Here is a 16050-nt window from a genome sequence, read left to right as displayed (position 1 = left end):
AAACCCTCTCAGTCGGTTAACGCGTTAGCGGACGCGTCAAAAATATCTCGGACAAGGAGATCGATAATGACAGCAGAAAGTGCGGATGCGGCTGCGACGCTGACGATTAGCGTCAGCCCAGTTGGAGCCAACACCAGGGTTAAACCGAGCGTTACGCCCTGGGCTACAATTGAGGCACCGCCCAGAGAAAACGCAAGGCTCGTTGCTTCCTTGGCCAGCTGATAATCCTTGTTGTCACTGTACATGACCCGAGTCCCACGACTCACAAGGTCAAGCGCAAACGTCCCTTTACTCAGAACCCGCGTTGCACTAAGACCCAGGTTGAGCCTTTTGGTTTCGGGCAGGGAATTGATGGGGCTGCCACTGCTATTGAAGGAAGCTTCAACGCCACCAGCGAAGCTCCGGAAAGGATTGTGGACCCAATTTTTGTAGCGGGAACTCTGAGCCATCGTTTCCAGTTCCGCCGCAAAGCGACTGTTGAGATCCTTAAAGGCTCGCTGAGCCGCTTCTCTTGCCTTGGCACGCTTGGCAGCTGGTGTATGTTTACTGAGCAGATAGGTATTAAGGGCATCCTCGTAACGGGCCAGCGATTTGCCGAACTCGTCCAGTCGGCTTTTTGCGCCGGAAACCGCACCACCTGTCAGGCCAAGGCCCATAGACAGTGAGTCCTTATGCTTCTGAACCCACCGCTCGGCCGCCATAACAACGCTGAGCGCCTCCGGACCGGCAGTGTTGGTAAGCTCAACAAGTTTGCGGTAGTTCTCCTGGCCAAGCCGCCTCTGGAGCCGATCCAGGTCCTTGCTCAGGCGGTCGCATTCGGTTTCCTCTCGCTCGCTCACCCGGGTTCCATCCGGCGTTACGATCAGCGCCGGCATCTTGGTGGTGCCATTACTGAGCTTGCTAGAGTTGTTCCGTTCGAGGTTTTCCTGGAGTTGCCGGGTGGTTTCGTCGTCGTTGCTCCGGAGGTGGCGTTCCGCCAGCCGGCGACTGCTCATTCCGCAGGGGGCGCTTACAACGTGGGGCATGGTGGGCTCGCTCCTTGAATCTGTTTCGTCCTTGGGTGTCGTCTTCCCTGTCTCCGTGACGACAGGCGTATCTTCCAAACCGTCGATTCCGGTGTCAAGCGAAGGCCCTACCGCCATGGCCTTTTATGATCCCCATTGCACTGTTGTCTGCTACGCTGAATCAAGGCCGGTTTGCAAGGCCGGTTTGCAAGGCCGGTTTGCAAGGCCGGTTTGCAAGGCCGGTTTGCAAGGCAGGGTATTCAGCCGCTGCATTGCACAGCGACGTGAGAACCACCAACCAGGGACAAGCAGCCATGATCGACCTGCCGGACTGCGTTACCCGTGGCGAGATTGCCCGCCTCATCCCCGTCACCGCCGACTCAAACAAAGAGCAACGCGCCGCCTCCATCCTGCTGGCCGCGTTCCGGGGTGTGCATGAGTTCCAGAAGATCATGCTCAACTCCCTGGGCATACGGGTCGGGAAGAAGGCGAAGGTGGAGGCGTGGACGGAGGTGGTCTTCCAGTCTGATCCCAAGGTGCCCAAGCAGGAGCGGCCGGACGGGTTGCTGGTGTTGGACACGGGCAAGAAGCAGTGGCGGGCGTTGATTGAAGCCAAGATCGGCAACGCCGAGGTGGGGGAGGAACAGCTCAAGCAGTACCTGCAGATCGCCAAGGAGAACAAGCTGGACGCTGTCATCACCATCTCCAACCAGTTTGTCGCGCTGCCCACCCATCACCCCATCAAGCTCCCTAAGAAATACCTCAAGAGCGTCGAACTCTATCACTGGTCCTGGATGTACGCGCTCACCCAGGCGACCCTGCTGCTGGAACAGGACGGCGTTGAATCCGAGGACCAGCAGTTCGTGCTGGAGGAAGTCCAGCGGTACCTCAGCCACGACTCCAGCGGCGTCTCCAACTTCGACCGCATGAACCCGGAATGGAAGGACGTGGTCGGGCACGTGAAGAGTGGGGCATCGCTGGGCAAGAACTCCGAGGATGTGATCAACACCGTCTCCTGCTGGCACCAGGAACAGCGTGATCTCTGCCTGATTATGAGCCGCAAGCTGGGCCAGAACGTCGGCCTCAAGCTCTCACGCGCGCACCGCACCGACCCCCAGGCACGGCTCAAGGACGACTGCGAGACGCTGGTGAACGAACAGGTCCTGCGCTGCGTGCTGGACGTGCCCCACGCCGCCACGGACATCGAGGTGGTTGCCAACCTCACCAAGCGAACCATTTCCTGCTCCATGAAGCTAAGCGCGCCCAAGGACAAGAAACGCACATCGGCCCGGGTCAACTGGCTGACACGACAGCTCACCAAGGCCGAAACCAATGACATGTTCGTGAAAGCCTTCCGCACTGGCAACGCCGAGGAAACCCAGGCGCCACTGGAAACACTGATGAACGACGCCAACGCCCTAGATTCCGACACCACCAACGTCGTGCCCTCGAAGTTTGAAGTCTTCTACATGGTCGACCTGGCCGGACGCTTCGCCGGGAACAAGGTCTTCATTGATGAACTGGAAGCAGCGGTGCCGCGATTCTATGAACAGGTAGGGCAGAGGCTCCGGGCCTGGGTGGCGCCGCCCCCTAGGATTAATCGGCGGGATCCGGTTGAGAAGGAGGAGGATGACGATCCCGGTAAAGATTTGGATGGGGCTGCCGAGCAGTAGCGCTTGTAGGGATGATTATGGGTAGCTACACAATTGCAACCTTATAGTAGCGGCACCGATCGTGAGCGTCCCCCTTTTAAAGGTGCGGTCAATGTATGAAAAAATCTTCTTTCTATAATGTTAGAAGTAGAGCTCTGGCTCAATTTCGGAAATTTTTTATATGTCATTATCTGAAATTCTTAACGAGCTCCCAAATGTCAATGACTGGGACAACCCCCTCTTTAAGCGTTTGCCTCGTAATGACACGGGGCAAGCAAGAGGCCATCAAGCCGGATTTCTTTTGCCTACAGATCTTCGGCAATATTTTCCGGAACTACCACTTGGACAAAATACTGCCGGCGTGAGGATTCAGGCGGACCTTTATCTGGGGCTTGTGTTCCTGAAACGAGTAAACTCACGGTATCAGTACCAGACATGGGGAGCTACCCGTAACCCGGAGACACGTGTTACTGACAACTTGCGCCCTCTACTAAACGAGGCAGTAGCGGGTGACTTCCTTCTTATACGGAGACATCTTGACCAGCCAGAACGTTATTGCTTTCAGCTTATTCGGCGAAACGATTCCGGATACGCGGAGTTGCAATCTCGCGTTAACAATAGACGTTCCGGGGTGCTTGGCGAGCAAGTCTTAAGCACGAATGGAATTGAGAACGAAGAATCAACCCTCTGGGCGCAGACACAGGAAGAATTCCTCGGGTTTGCAGATCGAAACCATCGTAATAGTAATGCACGCAAGCCTGTCAGAAGAGCAGCATTCTCCAGACTGGTTCTAAGTGAATATGGCTATCGCTGCTGCGTCTGTGGTTCGGGATTAAGTGTCCCCGAGGGACCGGCAGCAGCCCAGGCGGCGCACATTATTCCTGTGGCGGCAGGAGGCACTGATGATCCACGTAATGGATTGGCTTTGTGCCCGAATCATCACTGGGCTTTTGATAACGGTCTCTTTACTGTGACACCTGAGATGCAGATACAGGTCTCCGAGGCAGCGAGTGCGTTGCCGGTCAATAATGAGCTGAAAGAGCTTTCCGGGCAGTTTGTGCGACGTCCGGAAAATGAGAGGTTTATGCCGCACGAGACGGCATTGGAATGGCATGCTAGCCACGTTTTTGAATAACGTTAGAAAGCGCTCTCGGCTTTGGGGGAGTTGCAGGCCAGACCTGAAAACCAGTGTTATTTTCAATAAGACGGGAAAGCTCCGGCAGTTCGTCTTTAGCGTGTTTAAGCCCGCATTCCCAGATGATCAGCACCCTCCATCCGGATTCAAGAAGCGCCTCCCTGTTTCTGGAATCCCGTTCAACGTTCTTCGCGAATTTCTCCTGCCAGAACTCGGATCTGTTGGAGGGGGTTGTTGAGTATCGACAGTTCTCATGCCTGTGCCAGAAGCAGCCATGCACGAAAATGACGAGCTGATACTTCGGCATGACCAGATCCGGTTTGCCTGGGAGATCTTTTCGGTGAAGGCGGAACCGGTAGCCGCAGGAATGAAGATACCGCCGGACAAGCATTTCCGGTTTAGTGTCCTTCCCGCGGATCGCAGACATATTGTGTGAGCGCTGGTCCCTGTTCTTGATGTCCACCACGCTTTTTTCTCCCGGAGTCGGTGCTGCTCCTTAAGCCGCCTGTTTCTTCAAAACCTCATTGATGAACAGATCCAGATCCATCAGAGAGCTTTGCTGAGAAGTTGAGTATGTTCGGTGGAGATTTCTCGGCAACACCAGTCTAAGGTTCGCTCCGTCCATTTCTCGAGTCTGGTGTTCGGATATTCCCGGCTGGAGGGTGAGAAGATGCTTTTCGGGGATTCGGGCTGCTTCGTTCAGAACCTGGCGCCAGCGATCCTTGCATGAGGTTTTTACTCCCAGCATTGTCAGACGGTCTGCGGGCCAGTTCGGGTCCTGATAATGTGCGGATCCAGGGAATAGAAAGTCCGGCTTGGATCGATTTTCGGTATGAACGCCTCGCTGGAATTCAAGCCTGTTCTCCGTGAAGATCCATTCAAGGTGATTCTCCAGTGAATGGCCTGCACGGGATTTCCTGCGATTGTGTACTCCCAGAGAAAACGAAATGAAATCATCCACGTTCTCCGCCCAGGTTTCAGTCCTGTTTCGGAGCTCACTGGAAACGATATGACGTTCAAGCTCCCGGAACATCCTTTCTTCCCGGTCCAGCAACCGAATAAGTGTGTTGTCGGGCTCCTCAACCGGGGATATTTCTCCGTCCAGCGACTCAAGGGCCAAGGCGGAGAGTTGGCGGCTTCTGGGAAAGACGGGGCCGAATCTTTCCAAAATCAGATCCAGCCAGGAATCGCTGACTTTCTCCTCAATCTGAATCCCGGCCTGTTCTGCAATGTAGTAGAACAGTGCATCTGAGGCATGAGAACTTTCCGCTGTCTCAATGGTTATGAAAGCGGAGCCGGGAAGCTCACCAAGACCGAAAAGCCATAATACGTCTCCCAGCAACTGGCTCACATCACTGACGATAACAAGCAGCATGTTCCCTTCCCGGTCGAGTGCTGCAATCATGACATCACCTTCAGAGGCGAGGTTCATTACGTCATTGTCCCGGAAGTAGAGACGATGCTCGGAACGATTCGGATGACGCTCTCTGGAGTCGTACCAGGTGACATGGTCATCAACCATCAGGCGATCTTCTTCATCATTTCCGATGTATATAAAGCGGGCGGGGAAAGTTGATCGCTCTTTGCCGAGATATTGCCTCATCCCGGCCGTGCCGTTGAACTCGTGCTGGTTGGAGTCGCTGCGGCTGGTTTCAACAATGCTGAGGCGTTTTGCTGATACGCCGCTGAAGTGGTCGGAGAGTCTTGTCATTAGTTGCGGCTGTTCCTGTCGGGCAGAGATCTGTACTGATCCTGCCCGACGGGAGCATTAAACCGCAAGAGGTATCCGGAGTTGCTGTGGTGCTTCAGGTTCCGATGTGCGGGGCGCAGGGATCCGTTCCTTCAGCATTTCAGCTACCGCGGTGAAAACCGGCACTGCAACAGAGTTGCCGAACTGCTTGTAGGCTTGGGTATCCGAGACTGGAATTCTGAAAGTGCTTTCACCGGGTGCATCGAACCCCATGAGCCTGGCGCATTCTCTCGGCGTCAGTCTCCGTGGCCGGAATTCAAGGTTATGCTTCGAATCAAATGCCTGATTCGGGTCAAAGCCACGATCCACAAGAATCTCCGAGCCATCCTTGTGATAACGGGCAGAAAGTGTTCTGGCCGTATCATTCGCACTTGTGAGGCTGAAGCCGAAGCCGTTTCCCTTGGCCTTGTGCTTGGCGGCGTAGTTGTAAAGGTACTGCCACAGCTTCGGTGTGAGGATGTACTTGTCATCCACGTTGGAGTCGAGAAGTTCTCCGAACCGGGGGATGCGTTCCGGAAAGTGTTCGGAAATGTTTCGGAGTGAGAATCCCTCATGGAGCCCGCGATCACGTCGGAAACCGATGAGGGCGATCCGCTCACGATGCTGGGGGAGAAAATTTGCGGCATCGATGATCTTCGGGTCGCGTCCCTTCGGCGCATCCACATCGGCCACTTCGTACCCGAGTTCATCGAGAGCCTCGCAGATAACCCGGAAGGTCTTACCCTTGTCATGGCTCTTGAGGTTCTTGACGTTTTCGAGAAGAAAAACCGGCGGTTTCTTGGCGGCTATGATTCTTGCAACATCGAAAAACAGGGTGCCCTGTGTATCGCACTCAAAGCCGTGAAGACGCCCCAGGGAATTCTTCTTGGATACGCCTGCAAGAGAGAAGGGCTGACACGGGAATCCCGCCAGAAGCACCTCATGATCCGGTATCTGCCCGTCAATGAACTGATACGCCTCTTCTTCATCAATGTCAGGGACGGCGCTCAGTGTGACGTCTGTGATGTCGTGGTTGAATACATGCTCCCGATGATCCGGGTCGCAATAGAAATTGGCTTTATACGTGCGACGCGCACTGTGATCCCATTCAGACGTGAAAACGCACTTGCCGCCCACTGATTCGAACCCCTTCCGAATGCCTCCGATTCCTGCAAAAAGATCGATGAACCGGAACTCCGGGTCATCGTAGTGTGCAGGTCGGGAGGGGAGAATACTCTGCAGGTAGTTAAACTCATGATGCGAAAAACGGGGCGCCGCTTTCCCCTGTAATGCACGGTTGATGGTTTCACGAGTCCAGTGCCCCGGTGAAACTGTTCCGAGCATTTCTGCGATCTGCTTCTGGTCATAAATCTCATGAATCCGCTGCAGAAGGTTGAGATCATCACTGTTCGACTGTTTAGCTTGCGTAGCTGCGCTTTCAGAGGGGTTTGACGGGGTATCGGGGGAAGTCAGCATGTCCTTGTCCCTTCTCTGGGTTGATCGTGTGATCGCATATCACGCATTTTTCCCTACTTGATCCATGCAATCAACCAATAACGTAGCTGTAATTATGTACAGTGTAGGCCGGTGGTTCAAGTAGGTGAGGCGTAGAAGTTATTGGGTGGTCAGTAAGTGGGCAATGTGGACCACCGAGCAAAAATCGATCCTGGTCGTAGTCCTCATCAGGGGCGCTGGATAGATACAGATGGGCCGAACTTGAGTGTTTTTGGAACAAAAACACCAAAAAGATCGGGCGTGGAGTTGACCCGTTTTAGCCTGCATCCGATCCTTGAATTGGTGCGGCTAGGCATGGGCCAAGCATGGTCAAACTAGGCTCTAAAGTACGCAGCTTTTTATGGAGGATTAGATGAGCAATAAGGCACTAGAGGAAATTTTAGAAGAAACCGATGGAAAAGGAGAAGGGACAGGAATAGAAGCAGAAGATAGTTTTGACGAGGATGGCATTGAGACACCTTTTGATCCCAAGAAGATCGATGTTATTACTCAGCAAAGAACTGTGGATCTGCTAATGAAGCGGTTAAGGGAGGGGGAGCTCAATTTAAGCCCGGATTTCCAGAGAAAAGCAAATCTATGGAGCGACGCGGTGAAGAGCTCACTCATTGAATCTATGCTTCTAAGAATTCCGATACCATCGCTTTATGTATCGGAAGATGAGGAAGGCAATTATGAAGTGGTTGATGGGCTTCAGCGATTATGCGCAATAGCACATTTCTATGACGTGCATGATCTCAATAAGGAAGTGGGGACTGCTCTGGATCCATTAAAATTGAGACGGCTCAATTCTTTGACAGATTTTGAGGGTGACGTGTTCCGAAAGTTACCTCGCCCTTTTCAGCGGAGGATTGAAGAGACTGAGTTGACGCTTCACATAATCCGTCCTGGGACACCTAAAAAAGTAAAATTTAATATATTTTCCAGAATCAATAGAGGTGGTTTGCCCCTGAAGGGACAAGAAATTCGGAATGCGATATTTTCCGGAAAATGGAGAGAAGTGGTCAGGGAGTTGGCTGAAAGTGAGCAGTTCAAGAAGGCTACTGAGTACAAGGTGAAAGGAAGTAGGCTTGAAGATCACGAACTGGTTTTGAGGTTTGTGTGTCATTACATCTTGTTTTCAAGCTCAAAAAAAAGAGAAGATGATCAGAACTTGGATTCGTTTCTGAATGATATGGTAGAGGATACGCTGCAAAAGTTAACGGAAGATGATTGGAAAAATGTAAAGTCTGCATTTTTTGTGGCTATGGAGCGATCCGTTCAGATTTTTGGAAGGTTGGCGTTCCGGAAATATAGCGACAAGACGCAATCTAGAAAACCAATAAACAAGGGGCTCTTTGAAAGCGAATCGGTAGCTATGGCCCTAATGGATAGTGATCAATTCGCTAAGTTACAAGATAAAAATGATCAGTTCATGGAAAAGTTTGCAGCGATGTCTTTGGATGCGGAAGGTGATTTTTATAAGTCGATGTATTCTGCAACCGGCAGGGGGTGGGCGTCCAATACTAGGATTGAAGCTTTAAATGAGTCAATAAGCGAGATTGTTGATGATTGATTCGGTAGAGCTGTTTAATTTTAAAGGATTTGTCAGTCAAGAGATATGGTTTGGTAATATAACCTTGCTGGCTGGTCTGAATGGATCAGGCAAGAGTTCTTGTGTTCAGGCTATTTGTTTGGTCTTTCAAAGTCACTTTGAAAATAAGTCACTTGAAAAAATAAATTTGAATGGAGACTTTGTGGCTCTAGGGAAAGGCAGTGATTTGTTGTCTGAATTTGGTGATTCTGATTCTGTCAGTATTAAATTAAAAAATTATATCGGGGAGGCGGTCATAGAGTTTGACGGAAATCAGGATTCGAGTAGCTTGAATGTTTCGCTCGAAGACGATAATGCAGTTTTGGATTCGGTCTTAAATAAAGACTTTCAGTATTTAGCAGCTGATAGAGTTTCTCCTGCGACAATTTACAATGAGAAGGCGTCTTCACGCTATGGCGCTTGTTATATCGGCAAGTTTGGTGAATACGCAGGTGACTTTCTTTCTAAGAATAGCGATCATTTTGTGGATCGAGATAGGTTAAGAGATATGGCCGATTCTGATGAACGGAAAGTGAAGCTCATTGATGCTGTTGCCCAATGGTTAGATGTTATTAGTCCAGAGGTCTCATTGGAAGCTAGCAGTATCCCTAGTACTGATAATGTTTCCATTCGTTTTCGATATAAAGGCGTGGACAAACTGGGGTCTACTAATTGGTATCGGCCTACTAACGTTGGTTTTGGGATAACGTATGTGCTTCCGGTGATTGTGTCTTGTCTCGCTCTTCCAAAAGGCTCGCTTCTAGTTGTGGAAAATCCAGAGGCGCACTTGCATCCTAAGGGTCAATTTGAGATTGGAAGAATGCTGTCTCAGGCTGCAAATCAAGGAGTTCAAATAATAATCGAAACTCATAGTGATCACGTCCTTAATGGGATTCGCCTTTCAGTCAAAGAGAATTATATTCCGGCCAATAAAGTCGTTTTGAATTATTTCTCCAGAAATGTGTCGGAAGGAAGAAGCAGTGTTGAAAGCCCGAAGATAAAAAATAGTGGAAAGCTTTCTTATTGGCCTGATGGGTTCTTTGATGAATGGGGTAAGTCTTTAGAAAGGCTGTTAATGTAGTGGGAGGGGTGATGAAACCGATATTTGTTTCTGATGATACCTTTTTGAAGGGTCAGGATGTGATAATTGATAATCTTATTGATAATCTTTGGTTTTTTGTAGATACCGTTTCCGGCCTTAAAGATAAACTCTATAGTTTCGGTGTTTGGAACTACGGTTTTTGTTTTAATAGATCACTTGAGTTGAATCACGAAGTCTCGAAGAGGATGTGGTCCGAAGATGTTAGTGATAAGCATATGCTAGCATTAACTTTAGAAGATAGAACCGATGGAATCTTTGAGGACGAAGAGTCTGATTATTATTTAGATGGAAAGCATGTAAGAGGTTTTGGTGTTGCAGTTGAAAATGGTCAGTTTTTGGTTAGGGTTGGTGGAGCTCTGAATAGGGTTGAAGTTGTTGAAGGGGATAAGTTTGTCTTAGATGAGAAAGAAGGTGTTTTGGAATATAGAGTCTTCTGCCGGAGTGTAAGTGCAGGGAATGAAGAAATATCAGATTGTGTCCGGAATGTTGTGTTAAACAGAATTTCAAATGGCGAAGAAATTTGGAATTTCAGACGAATTCTTTTTCCAAGGGTTAGGTTTTTGGAGCACGTTAAGGCGGAGCTTATTGAATTACAATCAAACGATGTTAGGGGTGTGAAACAAGAGTTATGGTTTATTGATGAGTTGGTAAAAAAGTGGCAGCGGGACGGTGGAGCTATCCCATCCACTGGGGGAAGAATAACTCCGGAGCATGAGGCTAGAAAGCGGTTGTGTTATTTTTGGGATGAACACAGATGGGCGGAAAGGTGTTTTGATTATCATGCTAGATATACTCCCTCGCCAGGACGCATTCATTTAAAGTTTGAGGACGTTGAAGAAAAGAGTGCAGTTATTGCTTATATTGGTAGTAAGCTATGAAGCAAGTTAGGTTCACAGTCTAATTTTGGATTAGAGGCCTAAATCGTTGTTTTACATATTCCTCCGATAAGCCCCCCCAGCCCCATAAAACACCTCCGAAACCTCCCCCAACGAGCAATGCTTAACCGCCTCCATCAACACCTCAAAGGTGTTCCCCCGGTTGGCGGCCACCTGTTGTAACTGGTCCAGCCAGTGGTCCCGCTTGCTTTCGTGGATGCCCTGGAAGGCGCGGAGCTGGTCGATCTGTTGGTGTTTTTCGTCGTCGTTGGAGCGCATCAGTTCCAGTTCGCCGCCGGCTTCCTGGCCTTCCTTGGGGAGGTAGGTGTTCACGCCGATGATGGGCAGGGTGCCGTCGTGTTTCTTGTGTTCGTACACCATGGATTCGTCCTGGATCTTGCCGCGCTGGTACATGGTGTCCATGGCGCCGAGCACGCCGCCGCGTTCGTTCAGGCGTTCGAATTCGGCCAGTACTGCTTCTTCCACCTTGTCCGTGAGCTTCTCGATGATGTGCGAACCCTGCCAGGGGTTTTCGCAGGCGTTGAGGCCGAGTTCGCGGTTGATGATGAGCTGGATGGCGACGGCGCGGCGCACGGAATCTTCCGTGGGGGTGGTGATGGCCTCGTCGAAGGCGTTGGTGTGCAGGCTGTTGCAGTTGTCGAAGAGGGCGTAGAGCGCCTGCAGGGTGGTGCGGATGTCGTTGAACTGGATCTCCTGGGCGTGGAGGCTGCGGCCGCTGGTCTGGATGTGGTACTTGAGCTTCTGGGAGCGTTCGCTGGCGCCGTAGCGGTGTTTCATGGCGCGGGCCCAGATGCGGCGTGCGACGCGGCCGATGACGGCGTATTCCGGGTCCATGCCGTTGCTGAAGAAAAAGCTCAGGTTGGGCGCGAAGTCGTCGATGTACATGCCGCGTGAGAGGTAGTACTCGACGATGGTGAAGCCGTTGGCCAGGGTGAAGGCGAGCTGAGTGACGGGCGTCGCGCCGGCCTCGGCAATGTGGTAGCCGCTGATGGAGACGCTGTAGAAGTTGCGCACGTCGTGGTCGGTGAAGTACTGCTGCACGTCGCCCATCATGTGCAGGGCGAATTCGGTGGAGAAGATGCAGGTGTTCTGGGCCTGGTCTTCCTTGAGGATGTCCGCCTGCACGGTGCCGCGCACCTGTTTGAGGGTGTGTTCGCGGATGCGCTCGTAGGTTTCGGCGTCCACCACTTCCTCGCCGCTCACGCCGAGCAGGCCGAGGCCCAGGCCGTTGTGGCCTTCGGGGAGTTCGTCCTGGTAGACGGGGCGGTCCCGGTCGGCGATCCGTTGTTGCACCTCTTCCCACTGGCCGGTGTCGCGCAGGTGCTGTTCCACCTGCTGGTCGATGGCGGCGTTCATGAAGAAGGCCAGAATCGTGGGCGCCGGGCCGTTGATGGTCATGGAGACGGAGGTGGTGGGGTCGCACAGGTCGAAGCCGGAGAAGAGCTTCTTCATGTCGTCCAGGGTGGCGATGGAGACGCCGCTGTTGCCGACCTTGCCGTAGATGTCCGGCCGCGGCGCGGGGTTTTCGCCGTAGAGGGTGACGGAGTCGAAGGCGGTGGAGAGCCGTGCCGCGGGCTGGTTCAGGGCCAGGTAGTGGAAGCGGCGGTTGGTGCGCTCGGGGGTGCCTTCGCCGGCGAACATGCGCGTGGGGTCTTCGCCTTCGCGCCGGTAGGGGAAGACGCCGGCGGTGTAGGGGTAGTGGCCGGGGAGGTTTTCCCTTCCGAGGAAGCGCACCAGTTCGCCCCAGTTGTGGGTCTGGGGTGGGGCGACCTTGGGGATCTCGAGGCCGCTGAGGGTTTCTTTGTAGTTGTCGCCTTCGATGAGCTTGTCGCGCACCTGGTACTGGTAGCGTTCGGCTTCCACGCCGGCCTTGCGTTCGGGCCAGTTCCGGAGTTCTGCGAGCATGGTTGGGTCGAGCTGGTTCAGCGCATGGTTGTACTGGCGGCGCAGGGTGGTGAAGGCGTCGTTCTCGTGTTCGGTGTTGTCGAAGGCGGTCAGGGCTTCGGGCAGTTCCGGGTCCTTCAGTGTGTGAAGGGCGTTCCAGGTGACCTGGGCCTGGTTGGCGGCCTCGGCCATGGTCTCGATGCGGTCGCGTTCGGCGCGGCTGTTCTCGGCAATGTCCGCGAGGTAGCGGGTGCGGTCGGCGGCGATCAGGGGGTTGCTGTCCGGCAGGGCCCAGGGGAAGCGGTCGGTGGCGTCCCACTGGAGCCAGTCGGCGAGGCGCGTGAAGAGGCCGCTGACGCCGGCGTCGTTGAACTGGCTGGCGTTAGTGGCGAAGACGGGGATCTGTTCATCTTCCACATCGAACCGCACGTGGTTGCGCTTCCACTGCTTGCGCACGTCGCGCAGCGCATCCAGGGAGCCGCCACGTTCGAACTTGTTGATGACGATGACGTCGGCCAGGTCGAGCATGTCGATCTTTTCGAGCTGGCTGGCGGCGCCGAAGTCGCTGGTCATGACGTAGAGGGGCAGGTCGACCAGGTCGACGATCTCGGAGTCGGACTGGCCGATGCCGGCGGTCTCCACGATCACCAGGTCGAAGCCGGCCTGTTTGAGGTAGGCGATGGCGTTGTTCAGCTCGGCGCTGGTGGCGAGGTTCTGGCGCCTTGTGGCCATGGAGCGGAAGAAGGCGCGCTCGCTCTGGAGGCTGTTCATGCGGATGCGGTCGCCAAGCAGGGCGCCGCCGGTGCGCCGGCGTGTGGGGTCGATGGCGAGGACGGCCACACGTTTGTCCGGGCAGAAGCGCAGGAAGCGGTTGAGGAGTTCGTCCGTGAGGCTGGACTTGCCGGAGCCGCCCGTGCCGGTGATGCCGATGACCGGGGTGGTGCTGTCCGGGATCGGGTGGTTGTAGTCGCCGCGTTCGAGGGCGGAGAGGTCCTGGGCCAGGGCAGCCACCTCGGACGGTGTCTGGTTGCGCGTCTGGTTCCGGCGCTGCTCGGCGCGCTGGACGACGTCGTCGATCATGGCGACGAGGCCGGTGTGCATGGTGTCGTTGGGGTGGTAGAGGCGTTCGATGCCGTAGGCTTCGAGCTCGGTGATCTCCTCCGGCGTGATGGTGCCGCCTCCGCCGCCGAAGACGGCCACATGGCCGATGCCTTCCTCGTTCAGGCGGTCGATGAGGTAACGGAAGAACTCGTTGTGCCCGCCCTGGTAGGAGGAGATGGCGATGGCGTCCGCGTCTTCCTGGAGCGCGGCTTTGACCACGTCATCGACGCTGCGGTTGTGGCCAAGGTGGATGACCTCCGCGCCTTTCTGCTGGATCAGGCGGCGCATGATGTTGATAGCGGCGTCGTGGCCGTCGAACAGGGAGGTGGAGGTGATGAAGCGCAGTGGTGTTGTTGTCATTATTCGTCCCGTTTACGTCCAGCCTGTAGGAGCTTGCTTGCAAGCGATACTGAAACTATCGCGAGTGATCCGGAAAAATCGCGAGTGATCCGGAAATATCGCGAGCAAGCTCGCTCCTACAGGGTGGCCCGGATTGGTCGGCCGGCGGTGTTAAAATCGGCATTTATTGTCAGTTTGAAGGGGAAAAAAGCCGCCATCCATGGCGTTTGGGGTCAAATAAGTTGTCATTAAATGACAGTTTTGGCGTGGGTGTCATGGTTGCGTTCCGGGCGTTTGATCCCTTTACGGTTGCGTGGATGGGAAGGGTTATCTTTTGGCTGTGTTAGTATTCGCTCGAATTTTGTGGTGGCGCGCCCGCGGTATACGACGGGTGGCGCTGTCCTTGGGCGTGAGTGGGGGCATTCGTTGAGCGAGGGGCTGCATCAATCGGGGTCGGTGAAATCCGGGGGCGGTGGTTTCTGGACGTGGGGAACGCTTGTTGTCGCCGCTCTGGTTGGGTTGCCGGTGGCGGTTATTGCCCTCCATGTCTTTGTGCCTTCCGGTGAGATCTGGAGCCATCTGGCGGACACGGTGCTTCAGCGCTACATCACGAATACGGTGCTGCTCGGTATCGGGGTCTGTATTGGCACCCTGGTGCTTGGGACGGGCACCGCCTGGCTGGTGGTGATGTGTCGCTTTCCGGGCCGGCGGGTGTTCGAGTGGGCGCTGTTGCTTCCCCTGGCGGTTCCGACCTATGTCATTGCCTATGCGTACACGGATTTCCTGCAGTATGCGGGGCCGCTGCAGACGACCCTGCGGGAGTGGTTCGGCTGGGAGCACGGGGATTACGCCTTCCCGGAAGTGCGTTCGCTGGGCATGGCGGTGGTTCTCTTTTCGGTGGTTCTCTATCCGTACGTCTACCTGCTGGTGCGTGCCGCGTTCACGGAGCAATCCGTCTGTGTCCTGGATGTGGGGCGGACGCTGGGGCTGGGTAAGTGGCGCATGTTCAGCCGGATCGCGGTTCCGCTGGCCCGACCCGCGATTGTGGGCGGCGTGGCGCTGGTGATGATGGAGACCCTCAATGAGTTCGGCGCGGTGCAGTTCCTGGGGGTGGATACCTTCACCACGGGCATCTATCGCACCTGGTTCGGGCTGGGTGAGCAGGTGGCGGCGGCGCAGCTGGCCGCGTGCCTGCTGGTCTTCGTGGTGATTGTTCTGGCGCTGGAGCGTGTCTCACGGGGTGGAGGGCAGTACCACCATACGACGAGCAAGTACCAGCAGCTGCCGGAATACCCGTTGCGTGGCGCGAAGGCGCTGGGGGCGTTCCTGGTCTGCGCGCTGCCGGTGCTGGTTGGGTTTCTGCTGCCGGGGGCGCTGCTGCTGCAGATGGCAATCAACACAGGCGATCCGCTGTTCGGGGTGCGCTTTCTGGAATTCGCGTTCAACAGTGTGGTGCTGGCCGCCGTGGCCTCGGTGGTTGCCGTGGTGCTGGCGCTGATGCTCAGCTACAGCAGCCGTCTCAACCCGACGAAGCCGATCCGGCTGGCAACGCGCCTGGCGGCCAGTGGCTATGCGGTTCCCGGCTCGGTCATCGCGGTGGGCATCCTGATTCCGCTCGCCTGGCTTGACCACCACCTGAACCTGTTCACCAGGGAGTACTTCGACGTGACGGCGGGGCTGGTCTTCAGTGGCAGTGCCTTTGTGTTGATCTATGCCTACGCGGTGCGTTTCCTGGCGGTCTCGTTCAATACGCTGGAGGCGAGCCTGGGCAAGGTGACGCCGACCATGGATGCGGTCGCCAGGACGCTCGGGCAGAGTCCGCTGGGCACGCTCTGGCGCGTCCACACGCCCATGATGCGAAGCAGCCTCCTGGCGGCGGGGATTCTGGTGTTCGTGGATGTGATGAAGGAGCTCCCGGCAACGGTCATCCTGCGGCCGTTCAATTTCGACACGCTGGCGATCCGGGCCTACAACCTGGCCTCCGATGAACGTCTGGCGGAGTCTGCCACGGCATCACTGGTGATCGTTGCCGTGGGCATCATTCCGGTTATCCTGTTGAGCCGGGCCATGCGCCACGCCCGCCCTGGAGAGCGCCGGACGGGCTGACGGGGCTGACTCGCCGG

11 protein-coding genes are annotated in these 16050 nt (G+C 54.8%); 6 read left to right on the top strand and 5 right to left on the bottom strand.

The window, feature by feature from the left end:
• Positions 1-8 precede the first annotated feature (8 nt).
• Positions 9-1025, bottom strand: a complete 1017-nt coding sequence (locus GLW01_RS06835; protein ID WP_160898593.1) for a hypothetical protein — start codon at positions 1023-1025, stop codon at positions 9-11.
• 293 nt (positions 1026-1318) lie between these two features.
• Here GLW01_RS06835 and GLW01_RS06830 point away from each other — a divergent pair, with 293 nt between their 5' ends.
• Together GLW01_RS06830 and GLW01_RS06825 are read left to right on the top strand one after the other, a co-directional pair.
• Positions 1319-2677 (top strand): hypothetical protein, encoded by a 1359-nt coding sequence (locus GLW01_RS06830; RefSeq protein WP_160898592.1) that lies wholly within the window; start codon positions 1319-1321, stop codon positions 2675-2677.
• Between the two features lie 160 nt (positions 2678-2837).
• Positions 2838-3791, top strand: a complete 954-nt coding sequence (locus tag GLW01_RS06825; RefSeq protein WP_160898591.1) for an HNH endonuclease — start codon at positions 2838-2840, stop codon at positions 3789-3791.
• Here GLW01_RS06825 and GLW01_RS06820 read toward each other — a convergent pair.
• The 3 genes from GLW01_RS06820 to dcm are packed head-to-tail and all read right to left on the bottom strand — an operon-like array spanning position 3772 to position 6996.
• Positions 3772-4257, bottom strand: coding sequence for a very short patch repair endonuclease (locus tag GLW01_RS06820; RefSeq protein WP_340162438.1), 486 nt, complete (start codon positions 4255-4257; stop codon positions 3772-3774). The two genes, GLW01_RS06825 and GLW01_RS06820, sit on opposite strands and share 20 nt — an antisense overlap.
• Before the next feature lie 30 nt (positions 4258-4287).
• Complete coding sequence (locus GLW01_RS06815; protein WP_160898590.1) at positions 4288-5502, bottom strand: type II restriction endonuclease; 1215 nt, start codon at positions 5500-5502, stop codon at positions 4288-4290.
• Positions 5503-5559: 57 nt separating this feature from the next.
• Positions 5560-6996 carry a DNA (cytosine-5-)-methyltransferase gene (dcm, locus tag GLW01_RS06810; RefSeq protein WP_160898589.1) on the bottom strand — a complete coding sequence of 479 codons (1437 nt, stop codon included), beginning with the start codon at positions 6994-6996 and terminating at the stop codon, positions 5560-5562.
• 391 nt (positions 6997-7387) lie between these two features.
• On the opposite strand from dcm, the gene GLW01_RS06805 reads away from it, so the two are divergent.
• Genes GLW01_RS06805 through GLW01_RS06795 form a run of 3 tightly spaced genes read left to right on the top strand, consistent with a single transcriptional unit; the run spans position 7388 to position 10585 of the window.
• Entirely contained in the window at positions 7388-8587 is a 1200-nt protein-coding gene (locus GLW01_RS06805; RefSeq protein WP_160898588.1) for a DUF262 domain-containing protein, read from the top strand.
• A complete protein-coding gene (locus GLW01_RS06800; RefSeq protein WP_160898587.1) occupies positions 8580-9686 on the top strand; it encodes an AAA family ATPase in 1107 nt (368 codons plus the stop codon). The genes GLW01_RS06805 and GLW01_RS06800 overlap by 8 nt, the downstream gene beginning before the upstream one ends.
• Before the next feature lie 11 nt (positions 9687-9697).
• Entirely contained in the window at positions 9698-10585 is an 888-nt protein-coding gene (locus tag GLW01_RS06795; RefSeq protein ID WP_160898586.1) for a hypothetical protein, read from the top strand.
• 51 nt (positions 10586-10636) lie between these two features.
• On the opposite strand, the gene GLW01_RS06790 is transcribed toward GLW01_RS06795, so the two are convergent.
• Complete coding sequence (locus GLW01_RS06790) at positions 10637-13948, bottom strand: methylmalonyl-CoA mutase family protein (RefSeq protein WP_160898585.1); 3312 nt, start codon at positions 13946-13948, stop codon at positions 10637-10639.
• 435 nt (positions 13949-14383) lie between these two features.
• On the opposite strand from GLW01_RS06790, the gene GLW01_RS06785 reads away from it, so the two are divergent.
• Positions 14384-16033: an ABC transporter permease gene (locus GLW01_RS06785; RefSeq protein ID WP_295717028.1), complete on the top strand. Its 1650-nt coding sequence runs from the start codon at positions 14384-14386 to the stop codon at positions 16031-16033.
• The last annotated feature ends 17 nt before the right edge of the window (positions 16034-16050 follow it).

The organism is Vreelandella halophila (assembly GCF_009856365.1).
Classification (GTDB): Bacteria; Pseudomonadota; Gammaproteobacteria; order Pseudomonadales; family Oleiphilaceae; genus Halospina; species Halospina utahensis_B.
Note: the sequence above shows the minus strand (reverse complement) of the source record. Positions and strands in the feature narration are given on the sequence as shown.